Origin of the sequence: Actinomadura sp. DC4 (assembly GCF_030406325.1) — a bacterium.
GTDB lineage: Bacteria > Actinomycetota > Actinomycetes > Streptosporangiales > Streptosporangiaceae > Actinoallomurus.
This window is the reverse complement of sequence record NZ_JAUEQY010000026.1, coordinates 44,175-68,974: the sequence shown is the minus strand read 5'-3', so window position 1 is coordinate 68,974 and position 24,800 is coordinate 44,175. Positions and strand designations below refer to the sequence as shown.

23 protein-coding genes are annotated in these 24,800 nt (G+C 71.7%); 11 read left to right on the top strand and 12 right to left on the bottom strand.

Annotated elements, in window-relative coordinates:
- Positions 1-30 precede the first annotated feature (30 nt).
- Positions 31-660, top strand: a complete 630-nt coding sequence (locus QWU11_RS34395; RefSeq protein ID WP_290118674.1) for a family 16 glycoside hydrolase — start codon at positions 31-33, stop codon at positions 658-660.
- Here QWU11_RS34395 and QWU11_RS34390 read toward each other — a convergent pair.
- The 3 genes from QWU11_RS34390 to QWU11_RS34380 form a co-directional block, all read right to left on the bottom strand.
- Positions 606-1,619, bottom strand: coding sequence for a hypothetical protein (locus QWU11_RS34390; RefSeq protein ID WP_290118673.1), 1,014 nt, complete (start codon positions 1,617-1,619; stop codon positions 606-608). The two genes, QWU11_RS34395 and QWU11_RS34390, sit on opposite strands and share 55 nt — an antisense overlap.
- Positions 1,620-1,685: 66 nt before the next feature.
- Positions 1,686-3,203, bottom strand: a complete 1,518-nt coding sequence (locus QWU11_RS34385) for a metallophosphoesterase family protein (protein WP_290118672.1) — start codon at positions 3,201-3,203, stop codon at positions 1,686-1,688.
- Positions 3,204-3,320: 117 nt separating this feature from the next.
- Positions 3,321-4,526: a HupE/UreJ family protein gene (locus QWU11_RS34380; protein ID WP_290118671.1), complete on the bottom strand. Its 1,206-nt coding sequence runs from the start codon at positions 4,524-4,526 to the stop codon at positions 3,321-3,323.
- A 178-nt stretch (positions 4,527-4,704) separates the two neighbouring features.
- Between QWU11_RS34380 and QWU11_RS34375 the strand changes: the two genes are divergently transcribed.
- On the top strand, positions 4,705-5,367 hold the full coding sequence (locus tag QWU11_RS34375) for a hypothetical protein (RefSeq protein WP_290118670.1): 663 nt from the start codon (positions 4,705-4,707) through the stop codon (positions 5,365-5,367).
- A gap of 14 nt (positions 5,368-5,381) precedes the next feature.
- Here the strand turns inward: QWU11_RS34375 and QWU11_RS34370 are convergent, their stop codons facing one another.
- The gene (locus tag QWU11_RS34370; protein ID WP_290118669.1) at positions 5,382-6,065 is read right to left on the bottom strand and encodes a tetratricopeptide repeat protein; all 684 of its coding nucleotides are present in this window, start codon (positions 6,063-6,065) and stop codon (positions 5,382-5,384) included.
- Between the two features lie 5 nt (positions 6,066-6,070).
- A complete protein-coding gene (locus tag QWU11_RS34365; RefSeq protein WP_290118668.1) occupies positions 6,071-7,726 on the bottom strand; it encodes an ABC-F family ATP-binding cassette domain-containing protein in 1,656 nt (551 codons plus the stop codon).
- A gap of 135 nt (positions 7,727-7,861) precedes the next feature.
- On the opposite strand from QWU11_RS34365, the gene QWU11_RS34360 reads away from it, so the two are divergent.
- Both QWU11_RS34360 and katG read left to right on the top strand, forming a co-directional pair.
- Positions 7,862-8,293: a Fur family transcriptional regulator gene (locus tag QWU11_RS34360; RefSeq protein ID WP_290118667.1), complete on the top strand. Its 432-nt coding sequence runs from the start codon at positions 7,862-7,864 to the stop codon at positions 8,291-8,293.
- 64 nt (positions 8,294-8,357) lie between these two features.
- Entirely contained in the window at positions 8,358-10,559 is a 2,202-nt protein-coding gene (katG, locus tag QWU11_RS34355; RefSeq protein WP_290118666.1) for a catalase/peroxidase HPI, read from the top strand.
- Positions 10,560-10,611: 52 nt separating this feature from the next.
- On the opposite strand, the gene QWU11_RS34350 is transcribed toward katG, so the two are convergent.
- Genes QWU11_RS34350 through QWU11_RS34340 form a run of 3 tightly spaced genes read right to left on the bottom strand, consistent with a single transcriptional unit; the run spans position 10,612 to position 12,314 of the window.
- A complete protein-coding gene (locus QWU11_RS34350; protein ID WP_290118665.1) occupies positions 10,612-11,037 on the bottom strand; it encodes a Fur family transcriptional regulator in 426 nt (141 codons plus the stop codon).
- Between the two features lie 40 nt (positions 11,038-11,077).
- Positions 11,078-11,761 (bottom strand): hypothetical protein, encoded by a 684-nt coding sequence (locus tag QWU11_RS34345; protein ID WP_290118664.1) that lies wholly within the window; start codon positions 11,759-11,761, stop codon positions 11,078-11,080.
- A gap of 37 nt (positions 11,762-11,798) precedes the next feature.
- Positions 11,799-12,314: a SigE family RNA polymerase sigma factor gene (locus tag QWU11_RS34340; RefSeq protein WP_290118663.1), complete on the bottom strand. Its 516-nt coding sequence runs from the start codon at positions 12,312-12,314 to the stop codon at positions 11,799-11,801.
- 189 nt (positions 12,315-12,503) lie between these two features.
- Between QWU11_RS34340 and QWU11_RS34335 the strand changes: the two genes are divergently transcribed.
- The 5 genes from QWU11_RS34335 to QWU11_RS34315 all read left to right on the top strand — a co-directional run bounded on the left by QWU11_RS34335 (position 12,504) and on the right by QWU11_RS34315 (position 18,739).
- Positions 12,504-13,748 carry a hypothetical protein gene (locus tag QWU11_RS34335; RefSeq protein ID WP_290118662.1) on the top strand — a complete coding sequence of 415 codons (1,245 nt, stop codon included), beginning with the start codon at positions 12,504-12,506 and terminating at the stop codon, positions 13,746-13,748.
- Positions 13,749-13,904: 156 nt separating this feature from the next.
- Positions 13,905-14,405 carry an HIT family protein gene (locus tag QWU11_RS34330; protein WP_290118661.1) on the top strand — a complete coding sequence of 167 codons (501 nt, stop codon included), beginning with the start codon at positions 13,905-13,907 and terminating at the stop codon, positions 14,403-14,405.
- Between the two features lie 180 nt (positions 14,406-14,585).
- Positions 14,586-15,842 carry a hypothetical protein gene (locus QWU11_RS34325; protein ID WP_290118660.1) on the top strand — a complete coding sequence of 419 codons (1,257 nt, stop codon included), beginning with the start codon at positions 14,586-14,588 and terminating at the stop codon, positions 15,840-15,842.
- 36 nt (positions 15,843-15,878) lie between these two features.
- Complete coding sequence (locus QWU11_RS34320) at positions 15,879-17,849, top strand: WD40 repeat domain-containing protein (protein ID WP_290118659.1); 1,971 nt, start codon at positions 15,879-15,881, stop codon at positions 17,847-17,849.
- 89 nt (positions 17,850-17,938) lie between these two features.
- Positions 17,939-18,739 (top strand): hypothetical protein, encoded by an 801-nt coding sequence (locus QWU11_RS34315; protein WP_290118658.1) that lies wholly within the window; start codon positions 17,939-17,941, stop codon positions 18,737-18,739.
- Here the strand turns inward: QWU11_RS34315 and argG are convergent, their stop codons facing one another.
- Positions 18,740-20,188, bottom strand: a complete 1,449-nt coding sequence (argG, locus tag QWU11_RS34310; RefSeq protein WP_290118657.1) for an argininosuccinate synthase — start codon at positions 20,186-20,188, stop codon at positions 18,740-18,742. It abuts the gene before it with no gap.
- Positions 20,189-20,317: 129 nt separating this feature from the next.
- Here argG and QWU11_RS34305 point away from each other — a divergent pair, with 129 nt between their 5' ends.
- Both QWU11_RS34305 and QWU11_RS34300 read left to right on the top strand, forming a co-directional pair.
- On the top strand, positions 20,318-20,659 hold the full coding sequence (locus QWU11_RS34305) for a metalloregulator ArsR/SmtB family transcription factor (protein ID WP_290118656.1): 342 nt from the start codon (positions 20,318-20,320) through the stop codon (positions 20,657-20,659).
- An 86-nt stretch (positions 20,660-20,745) separates the two neighbouring features.
- On the top strand, positions 20,746-21,621 hold the full coding sequence (locus QWU11_RS34300; RefSeq protein ID WP_290118655.1) for a TIGR03620 family F420-dependent LLM class oxidoreductase: 876 nt from the start codon (positions 20,746-20,748) through the stop codon (positions 21,619-21,621).
- 4 nt (positions 21,622-21,625) lie between these two features.
- On the opposite strand, the gene QWU11_RS34295 is transcribed toward QWU11_RS34300, so the two are convergent.
- From QWU11_RS34295 to QWU11_RS34285, 3 genes are read right to left on the bottom strand one after another with little or no spacing between them, the layout of a single operon-like run.
- Positions 21,626-22,777 (bottom strand): sulfotransferase, encoded by a 1,152-nt coding sequence (locus QWU11_RS34295; protein WP_290118654.1) that lies wholly within the window; start codon positions 22,775-22,777, stop codon positions 21,626-21,628.
- Positions 22,765-23,541 (bottom strand): SDR family oxidoreductase, encoded by a 777-nt coding sequence (locus tag QWU11_RS34290; protein ID WP_290118653.1) that lies wholly within the window; start codon positions 23,539-23,541, stop codon positions 22,765-22,767. Before QWU11_RS34290 ends, QWU11_RS34295 begins: the two co-directional genes overlap by 13 nt.
- Positions 23,541-24,716 (bottom strand): hypothetical protein, encoded by a 1,176-nt coding sequence (locus QWU11_RS34285; protein WP_290118652.1) that lies wholly within the window; start codon positions 24,714-24,716, stop codon positions 23,541-23,543. Before QWU11_RS34285 ends, QWU11_RS34290 begins: the two co-directional genes overlap by 1 nt.
- Between the last annotated feature and the right edge of the window lie 84 nt (positions 24,717-24,800).

Sequence of the window (24,800 nt, the reverse complement as noted above, 5' to 3'; positions counted from 1 at the left end):
CGCGGTCCGTCGCGGAAGGCCTCCTTAGCCATGGGAACGGTCGTCGTCGGCCTGGCCGCGCTGCTCGCGGTCGTCCTGATCCCGGGCGGCGGGTCCGGCCACTACGAACGATGGCGGGACGGCACGACGCACGGCCGCTGGCGGGCCGTCTTCGACGGCCAGGGCGAGACCGGCAGCCGGAACGGCTCGATCCTGCTGCGGCCCCGGGCGCCGGGGAGCGCGCGCGAGACCCACGCCGGCCTGGTCGTGTCGCGCGACTTCTACCACGACGTGAACTACCGCGTCCGGATGCGTACGACCGGTCGGCTCCGGCGGCCTGCGCCCAACACGTGGGAGGTCGCCTGGGCGGTGTGGAGCTACACCGACCAGCAGCACTTCTACTACCTGACGCTCAAGCCGAACGGCTGGGAGCTGGGCAAACGCGACCCCGCCTATCCCGGTGGCCAGCGGTTCCTCGGCACCGGGCAGCCGGTGTTCCCGCCCGGCCGGTGGTACACCGTCAGCGTCGACCAGCGCGGCGCGACGCTGAGCGTCCGGGTGAACGGCCGGCCGCTCACGGTCCAGACCGACGGTGAGCGGCCGTACGCCGCCGGCGCGGTCGGGTTCTACACCGAGGACGCGGAGGCGGAGTTCCGCTCCTTCTCCGCGTCCTCGGGCTGAGGCTCTCCGGTCCTCCGGCGGCGCCGCAGCACCGCGACGGCCGTCGCGCACAAGGCCACGAGGACGAGCAGGAGCGCCCAGGGGGCGGTCCAGTGGTGTGCCGTGGCCGTGACGCCGGTGAGCGGGGCGGTCGAGCCCGCCGCGTCGGTGATCAGCGGGGTGAGGGTCACCGTCGCCGTCAGTCGCACCGCGCGAGTCACCCCGTGTACGGGCACGGAGACCTTCCAGGTGTCGCCGGGCAGCAGCGGGGGCGAGTCGGCGACCTTCCCCGCGCGGAGGCGGAGGCGCCCGAAGGGGCCGGATACGGACACCGCCTGCCGGGCGGTGAGGATGGCGTTGCCGGTGTTGCGGATCGTGTACGCGACGGTGGCGTCGCCCTTCCCGAACGGGTTGGGCGTGCCGGAGTAGCGTACGCGCGGGTCCGTCACCGACAGGGCCGGCCTGAGGTCTCCGCCGACGCGCAGCCGGATCCGGATGCCGAGACGCCCGCCCGCCTCGCCGGCCCGCACCGGCGAGGTGACGATGCCGCCCATGTACTCACCGGCCACGGCGTCGCCGGGGAGGGCGACCGTGAACGGCACCTCGGCCGTCCCGCCGGGCTCGACCGTCACGTCGGGCCGGGCCGGGCGGACCCACGCGCCCACCTTGGCCGACCGCGCGCCTTCGGCGACCAGGTCGAGCCGTCCCGCCTTCGTGGTGAACCCGTCGGCGGCGTACACGGCCAGGTGGAGCGGGGCCGTGCCGTGGTTGGCGATGACGAGGCCGTCCTTGAGCTCGCCGCCCGGGTCGAGGGTGTAGGCGTAGTTCGCCCGGCCGGACCCGAAGTCATTGGAGGCCGTGCTCACCGTCCAGGGGGCGTCCGCCGCCGCGGCGGGCCCGGCCCCCGCCCCGAGGAGGCCGAGCACGGTGAGCAGCACCACCACGGTGGCCTGGGCGAACGCGGTCGTACGCGGGTTCATCTGATGATCCTCGAGGCAGTCGGGACGGCGGGTGCGCGGGACCGGCTCGGCCCCGCGCACGATCGCTTACTTGAGCCAGCCGGATCCGCCCGGCACGGCCCAGTGGTGACCATGGTCGCGGTACGGGTGGATCTGCACCTTGTCGACCAGGGAGCCGACCGGCTGGGCCGCGCTGGCGCCGCTGTTCGGGCCGCACCACGGCACCTTGCCCAGCTCCACCGCGGCGTTGGGAGCGGCGCAGGTGCCGCTGCGGATGTCCTGGACGATGAGCTTGTCCTCACGCACCTGGATCTTCACGTACGTGCGGACGTGCTCCTGGTTCTCGACCGAGTTGGCCCAGTGGTGGCTGGGGTTCAGCGGGTCGGGACCGTAGTTCGGGTCCTTGGTCGTGTCCGGAGCGGTGAGGTCGTAGTACTTCGAGCCGGACGAGGAGTTCGCCGTCACGTAGACGACGCCGCCCGGACCCTGGGCCACCTGGGTGGCACCCGGCTGCTCGGCGGGGTTCGCCTTCTTGCCGTTCTTGATCACGTAGCTGCGGGAGTAGCTGTGGTCGTGACCCTGCAGGACCAGGTCGACGCCGAGGCGGGAGAAGGCGGCCGGGAAGTCCTGGCGGCGCTGCTGGTTGTCGGCGTCGTTGGCGTGGTCGGCCGGGGAGTAGATCGAGTGGTGGTAGACGAGCGCCGTGTACTTCGCCTTGGCGCCGTGCCGCTTGATGACGTCGGTGACGTAGCTCAGGTGCGCGGCGTCGGAGCCGTTGGCGTAGGCGTTGCTGTTCAGGTCGATGAACAGGACGCCCTTGTAGATGTACCAGTAGTCGCCACCCGACTGGGTCGCGGCGTCGCCCTGGTAGAACGGCGCGGAACGGTCGGTGTTCGGCGTCCAGAAGTGCTGCTCGTACGCCTTGCCGCCGACGTCGTGGTTGCCGATGGTGGCGGCCCAGGGGTACTGCCGCAGCTTGTCCGAGCCGAGGAACGCCTCCCACTGTGTCTCGGTGTTGGCGCTCTCGACCTGGTCGCCGCCGGAGACCAGCAGCTCGGCCTTCGGATTGGCGGCGAGCGAGACCTTGAGGGTGTCCGCCCACCCGGCACCGTCCTTGGCCACGTCGCCGGACGAGCCGATCTGCGGGTCGCCGAAGAACAGGAAGTCGAAGTCGCCCTTGAAGTCCTGGGTCTTGAAGGCGTACGTCGGCGACCAGTTTCCCTCGGAACCGACGCGGTAGGAGTACGCGGTGTTCTTCTTCAGGCTGTCGATCGTGGCGTGGCCGTTGTAGCCGCCGTTGACGCCGTTGGCGGCGACCGTGGCCGAGAAGGTGACGGTGTGCTTGGGGAACCTGCCCCGGTCGAGCTTGGAGGTCGGTGCGACCTCGACCACCTGGTGGTCGTGGGCCGAGGAGTACCAGGACACGACGCGCTGCGACTCAGAGGCGCCCACGCCGAGGATGATCGCGGTGGGAGTGGACCCCTCGCCGGCGTCGGCCGCGGTCGTGAGACCGCCGCCGAGCACCGCGGTGGCGCTGATGGCCGCCGCGGCGGTGCCCATGGCCACCCGGCGCCGGGGGACTCCTGCCCAGTTTTCGAACTTCATGGATTTCCGTCCCGTTTGGGGGGTTAAAAGCTTGGTCAAGCTTTCGCAACGTGATGTCGGGAGGGTGAACGGGAGGAGTGCGAACCGTTGCCCGTGATCGAAACCGCGAGGTGGCGCCTAGGAGACGCGCTGCACGAACCAGACCAGGCCCATCACCGTCACGCCCGTCGCGATCGCCCCGGTCGTCCACAGTCCGGCGGCGGGCCGGCGGTGGCGCAGCAGGGCCAGCAGCGGGAAGACCAGCAGGATGAGGGTCAGCTGGACGACCTCGAGGCCCACGTTGAAGACGAGCAGCGACCACAGAAGCGTCCATGACCAGGCCTGGTTGATCCCCAGCGCCGAGGCGAAGCCGAGCCCGTGCACGAGGCCGAAGCAGAAGACCACGCCGAGCCGGGTCCAGCCCGCGGCGTCCAGGCTGAGGTGGCCGTGGCCGGCCGTGTCGAGATCCGTGGCGTGCGAACGGCGTCGCCAGAGTCGCCACAGATGCCAGCCCGCGACGACCGCGATCGACAGGGCGATGACCGGCTCGACGAACGACGCGGGCACCTTCACGAGGCCGAGGGCGGCGAGGACGAAGGTCACCGAGTGGGCCAGCGTGAAGGTCGTCGCGGCCAGCACGATCTCGCGCAGGCGGCGCGACCCCGCGATGAGCGCCAGCAGGAACAGGATGTGGTCGAGCCCGGTGAGCAGGTGCTCGGCGCCGAGCCGGAAGAACTCCCAGAACCGTTCGAGCGTGGACTGGTGCGTGGAGAACGACGAGTGGCGGGCGTCGAGGGCGGCGCTCCCGGACTTCAGGTCGAGGTCGTAGGTGACGATCGTCTTGGCGCCGCGCACGTAACCCTCGGAGTCGGGGAACAGTCCGCTGCGCACCTCGTGCGCGCCGGCGGAGCCCGGGCACCGGTAGTCGAGGACCAGCAGCGCGTACGGGACGTTCTCGTGCTGTTCGATCGTGAAGCCGCCGTCCCGTACCGGGGTGCACGCCGTGCCGTTCGCCGTGACGCCGAGACGCCGGGTCACGTACGCGACGACCGAGCCGGCGTGGGCCTCGAGCGCGGCGGCCTGCTCCGCCCTTCCTCCGGTCTTGAACGCCCTGTCGCCCGCCTGGAAGAGCGGGTCGTCCTTCTCGTGGTCGGCGGCCGAGACGACGAGCAGGTCGTACTCCAGGCCGAGCTCGGTGCGTACGTGCCCGGTCTCGGGCGAGGTGAGGTGGAGGTACACGGTCGAGCTGAACCCGTGGGCGAGAGCGGGCACGGCACTGAGCAGCACGGCGACGGCCACGGCGGCGACGACGGCACAGGCACGACGCCGGGCGGCGTGGGACATGTGACTCCTCTTCGGTCGAGGGACCGAATCTCCTGGTCGCAGATGAATGAACGGAGTCCCGCACGCGAACGAGCGGCGAACCGAGCCCGACAGAGACGGCCGGAGCGCCGAAGACCGCACGTCATGGGATAGGAAGTAGGCGCCACCACCCCCTGTCACCCCCCGGAGGACGATCTTCATGCGCTCTCGGCTCCTGCTCGCCGGCACGCTGGCCGCGGCGGCCGTGCTGGCCGGCGGATGCGGCGGCGGCGACTGGTCGGAGCCGCGCCCCAGGGCCGGTGCGGAGGGCACCCTCGGCCCGGGGTTCGTCGACCCGGCCGCACCGCCCGCGCCGGAGGCGACGGTCACGCCGCGACCCGGCTCCTGGGACCGGGTCGGCCCGTCGAAGGGCTATCGTGTGGTGCTGCTGACGGCGGGGAGCAGACTCCAGACCAGGACGCTGGTGAGCGCCGTCAGGAAGTGGGCCGGCGAGGAGCACGTCAGCCTCAGGACCATCACGGCCACGCGGCCGGACCAGTACGTCCCGAGCATCGGCAGGGCGATCGGCCTGGCACCCCACCTCATCATCAGCGTGGGGGACGACCTCATCGACCCGCTGGCCATGGTCACCCCGAGCCACCTCGGCCAGCAGTTCCTCGTGGTCGGCGCGGAGCTGGCCGAGCCCACGGCGAACGTCACCGCCGCCGACTGGACGGGCGCGTCGTTCCGCGGCGAGGGCCTCGGCATGTCCTCGAAGTACGATCCCGCGACGTTCACCCCCGAACGTGCCGCGCGCGCCGTCCGGGCGGGGACCGCGGCCGTGCTGACCGGCCGTACGGGCATCGTGATCTGGCTGAGCTAGGCGGGAACGGGGCCTTACGGCTGTGAGCCGGGGTGCGCTCTCTTGATCCGGGCGGCTTCCCGTGCGGCCTCGGTGTCTCCTCGTCTCGCGGCCTGGCGGTAGAAGGACAGGGCCTCGCGCGGGCGGGCGGTCTCCTCCAGCAGGGTCGCGAGGTTGTACATGAGTCCGGTGCCGGCGTCGTAGTCGTCGTCGTCCGGGACGTCGCATGACTCGTCCCGCTCGTCCAGCGCCCGGCGGAACCACGCTTCCGCCTCCTCCAGGCGTCCGGTCTCCATGAGCAGGCAGGCGAGGCGGTTACGGGCCGCGGGGTAGTCCACGTCGGCGGCTCTCCGGTAACAGTCCTCCGCCTCGTCCAGCAGGCCGTCCTCCTCGCAGAAGATGCCGAGGTCGTACCGGGCCGTGCGCCCGGCGCCGAGGGCCACGGCACGCCGGATCCAGGCCAGCGCCGCCTCGCGGTCATCGTCCTCGATGTCGACCGCGAGATTGATCATCGCGCCCGTGTCGCCGCGATCGGCGGCCGAGCGGTACCAGCGGATCGCCTCCTCCGTACGGCCGGCGGCGTCGTACAGCCGGCCGAGGCGGGTGGCGGCGTCCAGGTGACCCGCCTCGGCCGCCGTCAGCAAGAGCGGCTCGGCCTTGCGCGGCAGGCCCGCGAAGTAGGCGGCCTCCCCCTGGAGGTACACGGCGTGAAGATCCATCGGCGTCAGGCCGTCTCGGTGACCCGGCCGTCCGTGACGTTCAGGCGGCGGGTGGTGTGGACCGCGTCGATCATGCGGCGGTCGTGGGTCACCAGCAGCAGGGTGCCGGGATAAGAGTCGAGCGCGGACTCCAGTTGCTCGATCGCCGGCAGGTCGAGGTGGTTGGTCGGCTCGTCCAGTACGAGGAGGTTCACGCCTCTCGCCTGCAGCAGCGCCAGGGCCGCCCGGGTGCGTTCGCCCGGGGACAGGGTCGCCGCGGGGCGGGTCACGTGGTCCGCGCGCAGGCCGAACTTGGCCAGCAGCGTACGGACCTCGGCCGGTGGCAGCGAGGGGACCTCCGCGCCGAAGGCGTCCAGCAGGGCGCTCTCGCCGAGGAAGAGGGCCCGCGCCTGGTCGACCTCGCCGATCACCACTCCCGGGCCGAGGGCCGCGTAACCCTCGGTCAGGGCGGCGCGGCCCAGCAGCGCCGCCAGGAGCGTCGACTTGCCCGCCCCGTTCGCCCCGGTGATCGCGACGCGTTCGGCCCAGCCGATCTCCAGATCGACCGGGCCCAGCGTGAAGTCCCCGCGCCGCAGCACCGCGGCGCGCAGGGTCGCCACCACGGCGCCGGCACGCGGCGCGACGGCGATCTCCATCCGGAGCTCCCACTCCTTGCGGGGCTCGTCGATCACGTCGAGGCGTTCGATCGCGCGTTCGGTCTGGCGGACCTTGGAGGCCTGCTTCTCGCTCGCGTCGGCGCGGAAGTTGCGGCCGACCTTGTCGTTGTCTCCGCCGTTGGCGCCCCGGGCCTTCTTCCTGGCGTTCCGGACGCCCTTGGCGGCCCAGTCCCGCTGGGTCCGGCCGCGGTCCTCCAGCGCGGCGACCCTCCCCGCGTACTCCTCGTAGTCGGCGCGGGCGTGCCTGCGGGCGACCTCGCGCTCGGCGAGGTACGCGGCGTAACCGCCGCCGTAGACGTTCACCTGCTGCTGGGCCAGGTCGAGCTCCACCACCCGCGTGACCGTACGGTCCAGGAACTCCCGGTCGTGGCTGACCACCACGGTGCCGGCCCGCAGCCCGCCCACGAACCGCTCCAGCCGCTCCAGCCCGTCCAGGTCGAGGTCGTTGGTGGGCTCGTCGAGCAGGAAGACGTCATAGCGGCTGAGCAGCAGCGACGCCATGCCCACGCGGGCCGCCTGCCCGCCGGACAGCGCGGTCATCGGCTGGTCGAGACCGGTCGCCAGCCCGAGCTCGGCGGCCACCTCCCCGGCCCGGTCCTCCAGATCGGCGCCGCCCAGGGCGAGCCATCGCTCCAGCGCGGAGGAGTAGTCGTCGTCGGCCCCCTCGCGGCCGCCGACCAGGCCCTCGGTCGCGGCGTCCAGGTCGCGCTGCGCCCGTGCCACCCCCGTACGCCGGGCGAGGAAGTCGATCACCATCTCGCCCTCGCGCCGCTCCGGCTCCTGTGGCAGGTAGCCGACGGCCGCCGAGGACGGGCTGAGCGTCACCGAACCGCTCTCGGGGGCGAGCAGGCCCCCGAGAGTGCGCAGCAGGGTGGATTTTCCCGCTCCGTTGACCCCGACCAGCCCGATGACGTCTCCCGTGGAGACGACCAGGTCGAGGCCGGAGAACAGAGCGCGGTCGCCGTGCCCGGCGGCGAGCTCCTTCGCGACAAGGGTTGCGGTCATAGGAGGCTCACGCTACCTCTCTCTGGGTGCGACGATCCGGGCGCCCGAGCAAGATCGTTAACGGTGGGCGAACACCGCCTGAAACGCGCCCGGCTTTTCTTGACTCATTCAAGAGAATGGTCCACCCTGTGGGACGTGGCCACGACCTCGGAGTTCCAGCAGCTGCTGCGCGGGGCCGCCTTGCGCGTGACCCGCCCTCGGGTGGCGGTGCTGCGCGCGGTGTACGCGAATCCGCACGCCGACACGGACTCGATCATCCGTGCCGTACGCCAGGATCTGGCCGATGTGTCCCATCAGGCCGTGTACGACTCGCTGCACACGCTCACCGGGGCGGGTCTGGTGCGTCGCATCCAGCCGTCCGGGTCCGTGGCCCGCTACGAGTCGCGCGTCGGGGACAACCATCACCACGTCGTGTGCCGGTCGTGCGGTGTCGTCGAAGACGCCGACTGCGCGGTCGGTGAGGCGCCCTGCCTGACCGCCTCCCACGACCACGGCTTCGCGATCGACGAGGCCGAGGTCATCTACTGGGGCCTGTGCCCCGGCTGCTCCACCGCAAGCCGTTCGTGAGTAACACCCTCTGATCTTGGAAGGAAGTCCCGTGGCCGACAGTCCTGACGCCGTCGTTGGAGACATGAATGAGGAAGAAGCGGGAGGGTGCCCGGTCTCGGCCGGACGCTTCAACCACCCGACCGAGGGTGGCAGCAACCGCGACTGGTGGCCGAACCAGCTCAACCTGACGATTCTGCGGAAGCACCCCGCCGTGGCCAACCCCATGGGCGAGGACTTCGACTACGCCGCGGAGTTCAACACCGTCGACCTCGACGCCCTCGCGCGCGACGTCGACGAGGTGCTGACGACGTCCAAGGACTGGTGGCCCGCCGACTTCGGCCACTACGGCCCGTTCATGATCCGGATGGCCTGGCACAGCGCCGGGACGTACCGGATCGACGACGGCCGCGGTGGAGCCGGCGCCGGCATGCAGCGCTTCGCGCCGCTCAACAGCTGGCCCGACAACGGGAACCTCGACAAGGCGCGCCGCCTCCTCTGGCCGGTGAAGAAGAAGTACGGCCGCAAGATCTCCTGGGCCGACCTGATGATCTTCACGGGCAACCGCGCCCTGGAGACGATGGGCTTCACGACCTTCGGCTTCGCCGGCGGCCGCGCGGACGTCTGGGAGCCCGACGAGGACGTCTACTGGGGCCCCGAGCGCACCTGGCTCGGCGACGAGCGTTACACCGGTGACCGCGAGCTGGAGAACCCCCTGGCCGCCGTCCAGATGGGTCTCATCTACGTCAACCCCGAGGGCCCCAACGCCAACCCGGACCCGCTCGCCGCGGCCCGCGACATCCGCGAGACGTTCGGGCGCATGGCGATGAACGACGAGGAGACCGTCGCGCTGATCGCCGGCGGCCACACGTTCGGCAAGACCCACGGCGCGGCCGACCCGGATGAGTACGTCGGCGCCGAGCCCGAGGGCGCCGGGATCGAGGAGCAGGGCCTCGGCTGGAAGAACACCTTCGGCAGCGGCAAGGGCCGGGACGCGATCACCAGCGGCCTCGAGGTCACCTGGACCGCCACCCCGACGCAGTGGAGCAACAGCTTCTTCGACAACCTCTTCGGCTACGAGTGGGAGCTGACCAAGAGCCCCGCCGGAGCCAACCAGTGGCAGGCGAAGGACGGCGCCGGGGCCGGCACCATCCCCGACCCCGAGGACGGCTCGCTGTCGCGTCCGCCGACGATGCTGACGACCGACCTCTCGCTGCGCTTCGACCCGATCTACGAGCAGATCTCGCGGCGCTTCCACGAGAACCCCGCGGAGTTCGCCGACGCGTTCGCCCGCGCCTGGTTCAAGCTGACGCACCGCGACATGGGCCCGATCCAGCGCTACCTCGGCCCGCTGGTGCCGCAGGAGACGCTGATCTGGCAGGACCCGGTCCCCGCCGTCGACCACGAGCTGGTCTCGGCCGAGGACGTCGCCGCGCTCAAGGCCAAGATCCTCGACTCGGGGCTGTCGGTCTCCCAGCTGGTCTCCACCGCGTGGGCGTCGGCCTCGACGTTCCGCGGCAGTGACAAGCGCGGCGGGGCGAACGGCGCGCGCATCCGCCTCGAGCCGCAGAGCGGGTGGGAGGTCAACGACCCCGACACGCTGGCCCAGGTGCTGCGCACACTGGAGAACGTCCAGTCCGACTTCAACGGCTCCCAGACCGGCGGGAAGAAGGTCTCGCTCGCCGACCTGATCGTCCTCGGCGGGGCCGCCGCGGTCGAGCAGGCCGCCAAGGCCGCCGGCCACGACATCGAGGTGCCGTTCACCCCGGGCCGTACGGACGCGTCGCAGGAGCAGACCGACGCGGAGTCCTTCGCTCCGCTCGAGCCGGTCGTCGACGGGTTCCGCAACTACCGCGGGAAGGGCAACCGGCTGCCGTCGGAGTACCTCCTGATCGACCGCGCGAACCTCCTGACCCTGAGCGCGCCCGAGCTGACCGTCCTCGTGGGCGGCCTGCGCGTTCTGGGCGCCAACACCGGCGGATCCTCGCAGGGCGTGCTGACCTCGGCGCCCGGGTCGCTGACCAACGACTTCTTCGCCAACCTGCTCGACATGGACACCGAGTGGAAGGCGACGTCCGAGGACGCCGAGAGCTTCGAGGGCCGCGACCGCACCACGGGCGAGGTCAGGTGGACCGGTAGCCGCGCCGACCTCGTCTTCGGCTCGAACTCCGAGCTCCGCGCGGTCGCGGAGGTCTACGCGAGCGACGACGCGAAGGACAAGTTCGTGAGCGACTTCGTCGCGGCGTGGGACAAGGTCATGAACCTCGACCGGTACGACCTGGTCTGAGAATGATGTCCGGGCCGGCCCGCAGGGGCCGGCCCGGCTGTGCCCCGCGGTGTCAGCCGGTCTTCGGACGGCACCGCGGGCAGAGTCCCCAGAACGTCACGTCGGCCTCGTCGACCACGTAGCCGGCGTCGTCCAGCGGTCCCAGGCAGACGTCGCGCCCCACCACGCGGTCGACGTCCGCGATCGCCCCGCAGCTCCGGCACACCAGATGATGGTGGTTGTCGCCGACCCGCCCCTCGAACCGGGCCGGGCTGCCGGCCGGCTCGATCCGCCGTACGAGCCCCGCCGCGGTGAGCGCGTGCAGAGCCTCGTAGACGGCCTGGTGGGAGATCCGGCCCACACGGTCGCGCACCCGGGACGTGATCGCCTCGACGCCGAGGTGGTCACCGTCGCGCACGGCGTCGAGAAGCGCGACCCGGGCGGCCGTCACGCGCAGGCCGGCGCCGCGCAGCTCCTCGGCGGGGTGGGATGCGGTCATGGTGTCAAATCTACCTTCACCCTCCGAATGGGCCGGGCCATCAGCCGACGGCGCCGCCCGCGCCCGGCGCCATCGTGATGCCCGAGGCGAACCTCACCGTGGTCGTGACGTCCCAGTTCAGCGAGTGCGGCAGCTGCACCATGATGTTCAGCGAGGTGCTGGCGAGCCTGGGGTGGCGCGGGTTCGCCTTCCCGGGCGTGACGTCGACCTGCCGGCGCTCATCGGTCTGGAAGATCAGGGTGACCGAGTGGTCGGCGTCCCTGTGGCCGAAGAACCAGCCCTTGTGCCCGTTGACCGCGACCGCCTGGTCACCGGAGCGCGGGAACGCGTTGAGGTCGCCCTCCACGAGGATCTTGTCCTGGAAGTCGCCGCTCTTCGGGGTGCCGATCCGGTGCAGTACGAGGGCGGTGTTGTCGGCGGTGGCGACCTCCCAGCCCTTCGGGATGGTCTTCAGGGTGTAGCCCTTCGGCTGCGTCCCCTCGTACGCGACCAGCGCGACGCTGGACGCGGCCGGAGCGCGGCCCGGCGCGTGTCCCGTCGGAACGAGGACGCCCGCCAGCGCCAGGGCGCCGGCGGCGGTTCCCCCGGCGAGGACGAAGCGGCGGCGGCGCCGCACCAGGAGGGCCCGGCCGCGAGCGACGTCGGAGTCGGCGTCCGGCCAGTGGTCGGTGGTACGGAGGTCCTGGGGGACGGCCTCCGCGAGAAGCGAACGTACGTCGTTCATCGAGATTCCTTGTCTGGGTCGGTGGAGTTGGAGCGGATCAGGACGGCGCCGCGACCAGGGCGGCCCGCAGCTTCTCCAGGGCCTTGGAGTTCATGCTCTTCACCGTCCCCTTCGCGCAGCCCAGCGCCGAGGCGGTCTCCTCGATGCTCAGGTCGAGCTCGTGGCGTAGGACGATCACCGCGCGCATCCGCGGCGGCAGCTCCGCGAGGGCCAGGCGTACCGCCCCGCCGTCGAGCTGCCCGTCGACCTCGCCGAACGCGTCGCCGGACATCGCGGGCTCGGGTAGCTCGCCGGTCGCCTTCTCCCGCTGCCACCACGGCCGACGGGTCTCGTCCAGGAACGCCGTGACGACGGCCTTGCGGGCGTACGCCTCGGCGCTGGCCCGCTCCCGTATTCGCGGCCACGCGACGTACACCCGCGCGAGCGCCGTCTGGACGATGTCCTCGGCGAGGAACCTGTCGCCCGCCGTCAGCATGCAGGCGGTGCGGAGCAGATTCACCCGGCTCACCCCGACGAAGTCCGAGAACTCACGGTCCCGGGTTGTTCGGATCATGTGTACCTCCTCGCGCCCTGGACGGAACGGGCGGCGAAAAGGTTCTATGGCAGGCCGTTCGCCGGTGCGCGCTCCACTGACCGAATGGCATTTTGCCTGCTCAGAGCTGTCGCGAGGCGATTCTGCAAGATAGTATCCATTTTCTGACGCCATACGTAGATTTTTTACGATGTCTAACGGGAGGTGCCGGTGTCCCTGACCGATGCCCTGCGGGCGAATGCTCCGGAGGCGCTCGGCGCGCTCTACGACGAGTACGCCGAGACGCTCTACGCCTTCTGCCACGTCATGGTCGGCGACGAGGCGGGCGACGCGCTGCGCGACGTCTTCATCACGGTCGCCCAGCGCCCGGGCGCCGCCCCGGCCGGCGACGCGGGACTGCCGGTGTGGCTGCACTCCCTCGCCCGTGCCGAGTGCATACGGCGCGGCGCCTTCGTACGCGGCGTCGTGACGCCCAAGACGGCCGATCCCCTGCGGCACGCGCTGGCCCTCCTGGGGCCCGGCAACCGCGAGGTCCTGGCGCTGTCGACCACTCTCGACCTGGAGGGGACCGCCCAGGTCCTCGGCGTGACGCGGGACGCCGCCGAGACCCTCGTACGGGAGGCGAGGAGGCGCCTGGACCGGGCCGCCGCGGATGGCGGATCGGCCATGCTCTCCGCGCTGAGCGGGGCGGCACTGCACCGGATGGTTACGCTCGGTTACGAGCCGTCCCCGCGGCAGCGGGAGTGGGTACTGTCCTCGTGCGCGGCGGCCCTCGGCGCGGCCGGCGGCGCCGCGGTGTCCGCACCGGTGTTCGCCCCGGTGTTCGCCCCGGATGGGACGCCGCTCCCGCCGAACGCGTTCTCCGCCCAGGCCGACGACGCCACCCACCAGTTCCCGGTGATCTCCTCGGACGAGCCGCCCACGGCGCCGCTGCGCGCGGTCGAGCCCGGCGTACGGCCGGACGGCCCCGGCCTGGCAGCGGTCGGCCTGGAGTCCGCGAGCGCGGGCACGGGAGAGCAGCCGCCCGTCGTCCACGGCACGCACGTCAGGCAGAGAAGGCCGGTCCGCCGGTTCCTCCCGGCCGCGGCCCTGGTCGCCTGCGTCGCGGCGGCGACCGTGACGGCCCTGGCGTGGCCGCACTCCCATCGGGCGAGCCAGTCCAGCGTGGTCGTCCACCAGAGCGTGCGGCCGAGCCGTACGGCTACGCCCACGCCCACGCCGTCGGACGACGCCCCGTCGCTGAAGCCGGCCACCGCCGACCCGACCCGCACTTCCTCCCCGGCGAAGCCGAAGCGCCCGAGCCGGTCGACGACCCGGCCGAGACCACGGCACACTCCGAGCAGCCGCGCGACCGTCGGCCGCCGCCCCAAATGGACGTGCCACCCGGCGTTCGGCTGCGAGCGACCGCGCCCGTGGCGCTCGCAGATGAGGCCCCGCCCGTACCCCTGGCCGTGACGCGGCTCCTGGGCGGGAAGCACGGGCCGGCCGCGCGGCGAAGTGGGCCGACACCAGGCCGGAGCCCCCGGCCGCGCTGCCGTTCGGCCGACGTCTGCGGGGTGCCTCGCCGCTTCCCGGGGCGGCGGGGCACCCCTACCGCGTATCGTCGGCGGCATGTTCGGCAGGAGGCGTACGACCGGCGAGTGGCCGGCCGACTGGGATCGGCTCACCCGGGGGATCGGCTGCGGCATGTGCCGGTCCGGGCGGCCCGAGTCAGACGAACACGGGTTGAGGATCTACGCGTCCGAGTGCACCGACGCGTACCTCCAGCGGGCCGGCGTCCAGCGGGGGTACACCATCGTCATCTGGCGCGGCCGCCACGTCACCGAGCCGACGGAACTCGACGCGGCCGAGGCCCGCGCGTACGGGAATGACGTGCTGACGGTGGCACGCGCGCTCTTAGCGCACTACGAACCGCTGAAGATGAATTACGAGACGCTGGGCAACAGCCTTCCCCATCTGCACACGCACCTGGTCCCGAGATACCGCGACGACCCCTTCCCCGGGCGCCCGTTCCCCCTCGGATCCCACGACGGTCCCCCCGTCCCCGAGGAACGCCTACAGGCCGAGGCGACGGCCCTCCGCCCACTCCTGACCTCCCGGCGGGAGTTTTAGATCCAGGTCGGACAGCCGCGTCCAATTTGTATGGCAATGGTCGGGATCACGTAGCTACGATCTTCGTCGTAGACCTACTGCGCGACTCCGGTCCGATGGGTGCCGGCCGCCCCGTTCGCGAGGTTCGGCCGCTCTCCGGCCGCTCAACGCATCGGCGCGTACGAATGAGTGAGGAGCGGAGTGAACCGCACAGTCACGTGGATGACGCTCGTCCGGATCGCCGTCGCGGTGTACCTGGTCGCCGTCTTCGGCCTCGCGGTGCCGGCGAACGCCGACACGTCCACGGCCTGCTCGCTGGAGAGCCTGGACCTTCCCCCTGGAAAGGTGCACTCCGGCGCGGCGGTGCACGGCACGGTCCGGCTCGGATGCCCGGCCTCCCAGGACACCGAGGTGGAGCTGGCGTCCGCCGACGCCGGTTGGGTGAGCGTGCCGCAGCAGGTCGTCGTTCCGGCCGGGCGGAGCGAGGCGGACGTCCCCATCCAGACCCACCAGCCCGACTTCCTCTCCGGCGACTTCAGCGTCGCGCTCACGGCGAGCCTCGGGGACCGGCAGGTCGGCCGTTCCCTCGAACTGCAGCCCGGGCTGAAGTATCTCGTGGTGAACTCCCCGGTGACGAGCGGCGACAGCGTCTTCGTGCAGATCGGGCTGAACGGTACGGCCCCCGACGGCGGGACGGTGGTCACGATGGAGAGCGACGACCCCGCCGTACGGCTTCCGGCCACCATCAAGATCCCGAGTGGGGCCTCTGGCGTCGCCGGGTCGTACGCCACGACCGTCCGCGTTCCGCAGGACGCCGATGTCACGATCACGGCCGAGCTGCCGGATCAGGTCAAGACCGCCACGGTCGCGCTGAAGGCGTGGACGTACGACGCCGGTGCCTGGAGTCTGACCGGGCCGCAGACCGTCCACGGCGGCGGCTTCCTGTACGACATGGCGCTCGACCTGCCCAATCCCGTCCCTCACGGAGGAGTCGACGTCACCTTCGGAGCGGACGACCCGCGGATCGGCCTGCCGAGCAGGACGAACCTGGTCGAGGGGACGAGCGGGACGAAGGACTTCCAGTTCAGTGTTCCGTACGACATCGACGGGCATGCCACGGTCGACGCCCACATCGAGGGCGTGGGCACCCGCTCCTTCACCGTGCGCGTCCTGCCGGGGCTGAAGGAGATCGAAACGCCCTGGCAGCTGTACGGCGGTCAGTCGGTGGAGGGGACGATCGACCTGGGCACCGTGACGAGCGAGCCGCTCACCGTCCGGCTGAGCGGCGACAATCCGATTCTCCACGTGCCCGAGGAGGTGACCGTGCCCGCGGGGAGTTCGTCGGTGACCTTCCCCGTCACGATCGACCCGGTGGATGAGTTCCAGGTGGTCACGCTCACCGCCGAGCTGGGCGGCACCTACCTCAGCAGCGACCTGTTCATCGACCCGGCGCCCTGACAAGGCCGCGCCCCGGCCGGGGCCTACGATCGGCCGATGCGTTCTGAGGCGGTTTGGGAGTCGATCGCGCCGGGTGTGGAACGGGCCGTCCTCGAAGGGCACACGGGCCGGGTGGCGGATCTCTGCATGGCCGGGGTCGCGGGCCGGACGCTGCCGGTCAGCGCGGGTGCGGACGGGACGCTGCGGATCTGGGACCCCGCCGCCGGGCGGGAGCTCCGCGTCCTGCGCGGGCACGAGGGCGCGGTCGAGACCGTGCTCGACGTCGGCGGCGTGCTGGTCAGCGCCGGACGGGACCGGACCGTACGGACCTGGGATCCCGTCACCGGCGCGGAGCGAGGGCGGCTGACCGGCCACGACGGCGCGATCCCGGTCCCGGCCGGCGGGGAGACCCTGGTCGCGAGCACCGTGGGGGACTCCGTACGGCTGTGGGATCCGGGTACGCGCGCGGCCCGTCACGTCATCGCCGGCGCGTCCGGGCGGGTCGTCGCCTGCGGCACGGTGCTGGCATCGGCCACGGAAGAGGGGATCGGCCTCTGGGACCTGGCCACGGGGGAGTCGCGCGGCGTGGCCGGGCCCCGGGACCGCACGACCGTGGACCTCTGCGCGATCGGCGCCGGCGGCCGAAGGCTCCTCGCCGGCGCGGGCCATGACACGGAGATGGAGGGCGGCCGGATCCGGCTGTGGGATCCGCTCACGGGCCAGGTCGTGGCGGCCGTCGAGCACACGCCGCTCGTCGCCGCCACCCTCGACCGGATCCAGCGCGTACGCGCCGTCGAGCTGGGTGGACGGGAGCGGCTGGTCAGCGTCGGGCAGAAGACGGTCCGGATCTGGGACCAGGACACCGGTTCGTGCCTCCAGGTCTTCGTCCCGCCCGAGAGCTGGGTGGAGCAGGCGTGCTTCTTCCGCGCCGACGGCCGGGAGCTGCTCGCCGTACCGGCGAAGTACGTCGAGTCCCTGTACGTCTGGGACACCACCACCGGCGACCTGGTGAACCGCGTGCACAAGAGCCGGGTGGCGATGACGGCTCTGCGTTCGTTCACGCTCGGCGGCCGGACGCTGCTGGCGAGCGCCGACGGCCACCGGCGGACCGTACGGCTGTGGGATCCGCTGGGGCCCGGCACGCCTCCTCGTCCCGCGGGCCACACCGGAGAGGTGCACGGGGTCTGGGCCTGCCACGGCCAGGTCGTCAGCGTCGCCGACGAGTCGTTGCGCGTCTGGGACGCGGAGACGGGAGCGCGCGTCCGCCGGATCCGGGGACGGATGTACCGCGCCGAGGACGTGCACGCCTTCACACTGGACGGCCGGGAACTGCTCGCGGGGGCGTTCGCCTCCTATGAGGACGGGCGGATCCGGATCTGGGACCCGGCGGCGGGGCGGCAGCTCAGGCGGCTGGAGCGGCGGTGGGACGAGGGCCCGGCGATGGTCTGTTCGTTCCGCGGGGCGGACCGGACGCTGCTCGCGGCGGCCCACGACGACGTGGTCCGGATCTGGGATCCGGCGACCGGCGCGCTGGCGTACGAGGAGGAGTGCGACCTGACCTGGCTCGGCGGCGTGACCCTCGGCGGTCGTCCCGCGCTGGTCGCCGGCGGCCGAGAGGGCGGCCTGCGCGTCTGGCATCCGGCCGGACGCGCCTGGCAGGACGTCCCGGGGCCCGGCGCGGACTTCGCCTTCATGCTCGACGGCCGGCCCGTGGTGGCGGCCAAGGTCCGGGAGACCCTGCGGATCCGGAGCCTGATGACCGCCGAGGAGCAGTGCGTTCTGCGCGGCGACGCCGGCACGGGCTTCGCGTGGGCCGGCGTGATGACGCTGGACGGCCGACCTCTCCTGGTCACCCACGGCGCGGAGGACCGTACGGTCCGCCTCTGGGATCCCGCGACCGGCCGCCCCGAACACGCCATCCCGATCCACCACGAGGTCGCCGGCTGCGCCCCGCTGCGGAACGGCCTGCTCGCGACCGCCGTCCCCACCGGCCTGGTCGTCCACCGGATCTCCCGGACCGCGAGCTGACGCCCGGGCGGGCGGACCGGTGCCCAAAACGAGATCTCACCGCTATCCCGGCAGGTCATGCTATGGACACCCGAACCAGGGGGAGCGGCATGGGACGGAAACGCTGGGGCGCGCTGGTGGCCGTGCTGTTCCTGCTCGCCGTCGGGTGCGCCGCCGGCGGACCGCGTCCGGTCCCGGGCGCGCACATCGTCCTCCTCCTGCGTTCGGACGGCAGCGGCCGGGTCGACTTCTGGGTCGGCGGCGGCGTGCATTCGGACCGTGAGCTGCGGGATCTCGGCGAACAGGTGACGGCCGCGCTCTTCCGCGGGCAGGCTCTGGACCCGACGAGCGTCGAGCCGGGCACGGGCTTCGCGTTCGCCCGTACGGAGGTACCCCACGCGTACGAGCGAGGTCCGCGGCCCGTCTTCGCGGTCTCCGGCGGCGCCGGGCCGGTGCTGAAGGCCGCCGGCTACCCCGGATACACCCTGACGGTCCGGCCGCCCCGGGTGCGTACCTCCTCCGGCTCCCGTACGCACGCGCCCGGGTTCGAGTACTCCTGGAAGGTCTCTCCCGGCAGCGCACCGCCGGGAGAGATCGTCATGCGCCCGCGGCTGCTCCACTGGGCGATCGAGATGACCTTGCTGGCCGTCGCCGTCGCCGCGGTGACCACGGCGTTCGTCAGCCGGCACGCGCGGGTCGTGCTCGCCGGGTCCGCCGCCGGTCTGGTCGCCGCCGCGACGGTACTGGTGAGCGACGCCGCGTCCGGCGACGCGCTGGGCACCCTCGGCCACCTCGGCGGGACGCCGCTCGCGCTGGTGACGCGGCTGCCCTTCGTCGGGCTGCCCCTCGCGGCGCTCGCGGCGATCCGGCTCGTACGGCTCCTCGCGCCGCCCGGCGTACGGTCGGAGTGATCAGTCGGTGCCGGACTCCATCGCTGCGTGGTCGAGCAGCTCGTCGTCGCCGGTGACGGTCCCGCGTGAGGCGATCGCCTCGGCACCGCCCTGGGGCATCGCGCCGATCAGCCCGGTCGAGGCCGCCTGCGCGGCGCCGATCAGCGTCGGGTGCGCGCTGCCGACCATGCCGAGCCCGGCGTACTGCTCCAGCTTGGCGCGCGAGTCGGCGATGTCGAGGTTGCGCATGGTCAGCTGGCCGATCCGGTCGACCGGCCCGAACGCGGAATCCTCGGTCCGCTCCATGGACAGCTTGTCCGGGTGGTAACTGAACGCGGGCCCGGAGGTGTCGAGGACGGAGTGGTCCTCGCCGCGCCGCAGCCGCAGCGTCACCTCGCCCGTGACCGCCGTGCCGACCCAGCGCTGGAGCGACTCGCGCAGCATCAGCGCCTGCGGGTCGAGCCAGCGGCCCTCGTACAGCAGCCGGCCCAGCCGCCGCCCCTCGTTGTGGTAGGCGGCGATGGTGTCCTCGTTGTGGATCGCGTTGACCAGCCGCTCGTACGACGCGTGCAGCAGCGCCATGCCCGGCGCCTCGTAGATGCCCCGGCTCTTGGCCTCGATGACGCGGTTCTCGATCTGGTCGGACATGCCCAGGCCGTGCCGGCCGCCGATGGCGTTGGCCTCCAGCACCAGGTCGACGGCGGAGGCGAACTCCTTGCCGTTGATCGTCACCGGCCGGCCCTGCTCGAAGCCGACGGTGACGTCCTCGGCGTCGACCTCGACGGCGGGGTCCCAGAACCGTACGCCCATGATCGGCTCGACGAGCTCGATGCCCGCGTCGAGGTGTTCGAGGGCCTTGGCCTCGTGGGTCGCGCCCCAGATGTTCGCGTCGGTGGAGTAGGCCTTCTCGGTGCTGTCGCGGTAGGGCAGGGTGCGGGCGAGCAGCCATTCGGACATCTCCGTACGGCCGCCCAGCTCGCTGACGAAGTCGGCGTCCAGCCAGGGCTTGTAGACCCGCAGGGAGGGGTTGGCGAGCAGGCCGTAGCGGTAGAACCGCTCGATGTCGTTGCCCTTGAAGGTGGAGCCGTCGCCCCAGATCTGCACGTCGTCCTCGAGCATCGCCCGTACGAGCAGGGTGCCGGTGACGGCCCGCCCGAGGGGCGTCGTGTTGAAGTAGGCACGGCCGCCGGAGCGGATGTGGAACGCCCCGCAGGCCAGGGCCGCGAGCCCTTCCTCCACGAGCGCCGCCCGGCAGTCGACCAGCCGGGCGACCTCCGCGCCGTACGCGGTGGCGCGGCCGGGCACCGAGGCGATGTCGGGCTCGTCGTACTGCCCGATGTCAGCGGTGTAGGTGCACGGCACCGCGCCCTTCTCGCGCATCCACGCGACCGCTACAGAGGTGTCGAGGCCGCCGGAGAAGGCGATCCCGACGCGTTCGCCGGCAGGCAGAGACGTGAGCACCTTAGACATGAGCACAAGTATGCACGATGATGCATGATCATGCAAAGTGTGGTTCTCGTAGGGGCTCTCGTAGGGGACGACCTGGTCTTATCGACGTTTTCCGAATCGTCGGGGTGGATCTATACTCGTGTCGACGTCATGACCACACGTACCGAAGACCCGCCGGACCTCGCCGAGCAGCTGCTCGACGTGTTCAAGGCGCTCGCGAACCCCGTACGGCTGCAGGTGCTGCAGTGGCTGCGGGATCCCGAGCTGCACTTCCCGGTGGAGAGGGCGATCGCCGACCCCCGCGAGGTCGGCGTGTGCGTCAGTCACATCCAGGAGAAGCTCGGGCTCGCGCAGTCGACGGTCTCCGCCTACATGGCGTCCCTCCAGCGCGCCGGGCTGGTCCGCTCCACCCGCGTCGGGAAGTGGACGCACTACCGGCGCGACGAGGAACGCATCGCCGAGATCGTCGGCCTGCTCGGACGCTCGCTCTAGCTCACCCGGCCCCGAGGCCGCTTCTTGGTTTGCCTCATATCGACTTTCTGCGATACTTCGATATCTTTCAACCCTAGGAGGACGCAGTGGGCGCGATCGATGGAATGGACCTGGGACGCTTCGGGATCTGGACGTTCGACTTCGAGGACCAGCCGGCGGCGCTGATGCGCGACTCCGTCCAGGAGCTCGAAGGGCTCGGCTGGCAGGCGTTCTGGATCCCCGAGCGTGACGGGCGCGAGGCGATGACGCACGCCGGGTTCCTGCTGGCCGGCGCGCAGCGGCTGAAGATCGTCAACGGCATCGCGCGGATCTGGTCGCGCGAGGCGCGGTGGACGCAGGGCGCCGCGCTGCTCCTCGCCGACGCGTACCCGGACCGCCACGTGCTCGGCCTCGGCGTCGGGGGCGGCCGGCCCGGGAGCAAGCCGCTCCAGGCGATGACGGACTACCTCGACGCGATGGACGCGGTCACGAGCGCCAACCCGGAACCGCAGGCGCCGATGCGCCGGCTGCTGGCGGGGTACGGGCCGAAGATGCTCGAACTCGCCCGTGACCGGTCCGCGGGCGCGCACACCTACCACGTGACCGTCGGCCACACGGAGCAGGCGCGGGAGACGCTGGGCGAGCGCCCGTTCCTCGGCGTCGAGCAGGCGGTGCTCTTCGAGGGCGACCCGGCCACGGCGCGGCGGATCGCCCGCGAGCACCTGCACACGTACCTCACCTCGAAGTTCAACGTCGCCAAGTTCCTCCGCCTCGGCTACACCGAGGCGGACATCGACGGCGGCCGTGGCAGCGACCGGATCGTCGACGACCTCGTGGCGTGGGGCGACCTCGACACGATCGCCGGCAAGTTGCACCACCACCTCGACGCCGGCGCCGACCACGTCGCCGTCCAGGTCATCGGTATCGAGCCCGGCACGTCGGCGATGCCGCAGTGGCGGCATCTGGCCGAGGCGCTGCTGTAGGCGATCAGGCGGGGAACAGCTCGTCGATCTCCTCGGCGCTCAGCCCGAAGTCGGACAGCGTGTACCGGTGCGCCGGCCGGCCCGCGCCCTCGCGGCTCTCCTCGTGCAGCCGCGCCATGGCCGTACGCGCCGCGTCGTCGAACACCAGCCCGAAGTGCGCGTACGCGGCCTCGACCGTGCCGAGGGGGTCGTGCACGAAGTCGTCGTAGCCCACGTCGAAGAACTGCGCCGGGTCGTGCCTGGTGCGCTCGGCGCGGAACCGCGAGAGGCCGCGCCGCCACAGGTCGCTCTGGTCCCGGCCGATCACCGCGCCGGTGAACACCTCCGACCAGCCTCCCGTCGCGTGGGCGGCGAGGCTGCACATCGAGGCCATCGCGGTACGCGGGGAGCGGTGGGTCTGGATGACCAGCGCGTCGGGGTAGACCTCCATCAGCGCGTCCAGGGCGAACAGGTGGCTCGGGTTCTTCAGTACCCAGCGGCGCCCGGCGTCGGGAAGCCCGATGAGCTGGAGATTGCGCCGGTGACGGCGGTAGGCCGGCGTCCAGTCCTGCGACTCCAGCCAGGCGGAGTACGTCGGCAGGTGGGCGAGGCACTCGAAGGAGATCGACCGCATCGACTGCCGCAGCAGCTGCCAGCACTCCTCGACCATGCCGGCCGACATGTAGTGCACGCCCATGAACTCCGGATGGTCGACGTGGTGCCGCTCGTAGCCGGACTGGATCGCCTGGAACGCCGGGTTCTCCGGCCACGTCTCGCGGGGCGGGCGCGGCTGCGGCATCTCGGCCAGCCAGACCTCCAGGCCTTGGTGGCCCGGGTCGGCCGTGAGGAGGCGGTGCAGCGCGGTCGTCCCGGTACGGGGCAGGCCGGTGACGAAGATCGGGCGCTCGACGCGTACGCCGGCGTGCTCGGGATACCGACGCCACGCCGCCTCCGACAGCAGCCGCGCGACCAGCGCGCCGCGCAGGAGCGCGCGCGAGGCCTTGTTGCCGAGCGGGGTGAGCGCCGCCTCCCGGGCGTAGGAGTCGAGCAGGACCTCGAGGCCGTCGAGGTAGGGGTCGTCGCCGAAGTCGGTCAGACCGGTGATCTTGGTGGCCGAGGCGTGCAGGTCCTCGACCGTCCCGACGGTCTCGCGTCCCGTGGCCATCAGTGGTGCCACTCGCCGCCGTTGACGTCGAGACACTGCCCGGTCACCGCTCGCGCGAGGGGGGAGAGCATGAACACCACGGCGTCGGCGACCTCATCGGGTTCGGGGAGCTTGCGCAGGTCGGTGCTCGCCGCGGCCTCGTCGTAGATCTCCCGCGTCGTGACGCCGCGCTTCTTCGCGAGGTGGTCGAAGTACCACTTCAGGTTGTCCGCCCAGATGTAGCCGGGCGCGATGGTGTTGACCCGTACGCCCCGCGGGCCGAGCTCGGTGGCCAGGCTCTGCGCGATGGAGAGCAGGGCGCTCTTGGTCATCTTGTACGCGCCGAAGGTGCGCCGAGAGTGCCGCAGCACGGCCGAGTTGACCATGACGACCGAGCCGCCGTGCTCGGCGAGCGACGGCGTGAAGAGCCGGGTCAGCCGCAGCGCCGCGTACACGTTGGTCTCAAAGGCGGTACGTACGGCGTCGATGTCGACCTTGACCAGGTCGCTCATCGGCGGCATCGCGAAGGCGTTGTTGACCAGGCCGTCGATCCGGCCGAAGGACTCCAGCGCCCGGTCGAGCAGTCGTTCGCAGGCCGCCTCGTCGGCGATGTCGGTCACCACCGGCACCGCGCGGCGGCCGAGTTTCTCGACCTCCCCGGCCACCTCGGCGAGCCGCTCCGCGTTCCGCGCCGCGAGGACGACGTCGGCGCCGGCCGCGGCGCACCGCAGCGCCAGGCCCCGGCCCAGGCCCGGCCCGAGCCCGGAGACGACGATGACCTTGTCTTCCAGCAACATCAGCCGAGCATCCTTTGCGCGACGGCGACCTGGCGCGCGGCGATCCGGGCGGCCCAGTCCTCCGGGCTCACCCGCTGGGTCTCGTAGTGGGGAAGCCCCGGCAGCTCGTCGAAGGCCATCACCTCGACCTGCGGGCCGTCGTCCGGCTTGAGCGCGCGGGCGAGGCGCTGCCAGCGGATCTGCAGGTAGCCGCGGCGGTGCCCGGTGCGCTCGATCCAGTTGGCCAGCCCCGGGTCGCGCTCGCTGATGACGAGGCGGATCTTCCCGTCGGGGTCCACGTTCGCCTGGTCGGCGGTGAGGCTGGTCTGGTGGTTGATGTAGTCCAGCGAGATGTACCAGAGGCTGCCGAGCTGGAAGCCCTGGTACGGGGCGTCCGCCCGCGCCGCCGCCGGCACCGTGACCACCATGACCTGGTCGTCGTCGAGGTCGTAGTGGCCGACCGAGGAGTACTGCGTCGCCAGGCCGCCGGGGGTGGGCCTCGGCTCGGTCATCGTGTTGACCGGCAGCTTGAGGTAGTGCCACTCGGGAAAGGCGAGGAACGTGCGCAGCCGTGAGAGCAGCATCCGCCCGGCCACGTCGTAGCGCCTGGCCATCTTCTCCGGCGTCGGTGGCGGGGGCGCGGACCCGAGCGTGTCGGCGCGGTGGATGCGGATCTCACCGCGCCGCTCGGTCTCCCAGTCACTGTAGACCTCGCGTGCCAGCAGCAGCGCCGAGCCCTCGCCGAGCGTGAAGTGATCAGGGCCCGCATCGGGCCGGGCGGGGCCGAAGCGCAGCTCGTACGAGCCGTCCGGCGCGATCTCGATGTCGCGGTCGTCGAACGCCGCGAGGCTGTCGGGCGACCGCGCCGGCGTGTAGTCGCCGTTCATCACCTGGAAGCTCAGGTCGGCGGTGGTGCCGCGGCGCCCGGTGACGACGTACTCGGCGTCGTCGCGGATGTTGGCGCTGAAGTACAGCGTGTCGGGGTTGTCGAGACCGAGCTTGGTGTACGGGCCCGTCCCCGCGGCGAAGAACGGGAAGTCACGGTCGTAGGCCCAGGCCATGTGCAGCGACGCCTTGATGCTGCCGGCGAGGTAGTCCAGGCCCTCGGCGAGGTCCTGCTCGGTCCGCACGTGCGGCGCGGAACGGATGATCTGCTCGGCCTCGGCGATCGCCTGGGCGAATGACTCGGTGGCCACAGGACTCCCTCGGTCCGCGGTACAAATATGTACCGAAGCGGTAGGTTGCTTCCCGGGCGAGAGTAGAACGTGTTCTAAGGAGTG

Excerpts from the sequence above, each read along its gene's own strand:
- QWU11_RS34340 (WP_290118663.1), bottom strand. The coding sequence starts at position 12,314 with ATGATCCGAACAACCCGGGACCGTGAGTTCTCGGACTTCGTCGGGGTG.
- QWU11_RS34345 (WP_290118664.1), bottom strand. The coding sequence starts at position 11,761 with ATGAACGACGTACGTTCGCTTCTCGCGGAGGCCGTCCCCCAGGACCTC.
- katG (WP_290118666.1), top strand. The coding sequence starts at position 8,358 with ATGAATGAGGAAGAAGCGGGAGGGTGCCCGGTCTCGGCCGGACGCTTC.
- QWU11_RS34395 (WP_290118674.1), top strand. The coding sequence starts at position 31 with ATGGGAACGGTCGTCGTCGGCCTGGCCGCGCTGCTCGCGGTCGTCCTG.
- QWU11_RS34375 (WP_290118670.1), top strand. The coding sequence starts at position 4,705 with ATGCGCTCTCGGCTCCTGCTCGCCGGCACGCTGGCCGCGGCGGCCGTG.
- QWU11_RS34365 (WP_290118668.1), bottom strand. The coding sequence starts at position 7,726 with ATGACCGCAACCCTTGTCGCGAAGGAGCTCGCCGCCGGGCACGGCGAC.
- argG (WP_290118657.1), bottom strand. The coding sequence starts at position 20,188 with ATGTCTAAGGTGCTCACGTCTCTGCCTGCCGGCGAACGCGTCGGGATC.
- QWU11_RS34370 (WP_290118669.1), bottom strand. The coding sequence starts at position 6,065 with ATGGATCTTCACGCCGTGTACCTCCAGGGGGAGGCCGCCTACTTCGCG.
- QWU11_RS34330 (WP_290118661.1), top strand. The coding sequence starts at position 13,905 with ATGTTCGGCAGGAGGCGTACGACCGGCGAGTGGCCGGCCGACTGGGAT.
- QWU11_RS34380 (WP_290118671.1), bottom strand. The coding sequence starts at position 4,526 with ATGTCCCACGCCGCCCGGCGTCGTGCCTGTGCCGTCGTCGCCGCCGTG.
- QWU11_RS34385 (WP_290118672.1), bottom strand. The coding sequence starts at position 3,203 with ATGAAGTTCGAAAACTGGGCAGGAGTCCCCCGGCGCCGGGTGGCCATG.
- QWU11_RS34320 (WP_290118659.1), top strand. The coding sequence starts at position 15,879 with ATGCGTTCTGAGGCGGTTTGGGAGTCGATCGCGCCGGGTGTGGAACGG.
- QWU11_RS34350 (WP_290118665.1), bottom strand. The coding sequence starts at position 11,037 with ATGACCGCATCCCACCCCGCCGAGGAGCTGCGCGGCGCCGGCCTGCGC.
- QWU11_RS34290 (WP_290118653.1), bottom strand. The coding sequence starts at position 23,541 with ATGTTGCTGGAAGACAAGGTCATCGTCGTCTCCGGGCTCGGGCCGGGC.
- QWU11_RS34390 (WP_290118673.1), bottom strand. The coding sequence starts at position 1,619 with ATGAACCCGCGTACGACCGCGTTCGCCCAGGCCACCGTGGTGGTGCTG.
- QWU11_RS34305 (WP_290118656.1), top strand. The coding sequence starts at position 20,318 with ATGACCACACGTACCGAAGACCCGCCGGACCTCGCCGAGCAGCTGCTC.
- QWU11_RS34315 (WP_290118658.1), top strand. The coding sequence starts at position 17,939 with ATGGGACGGAAACGCTGGGGCGCGCTGGTGGCCGTGCTGTTCCTGCTC.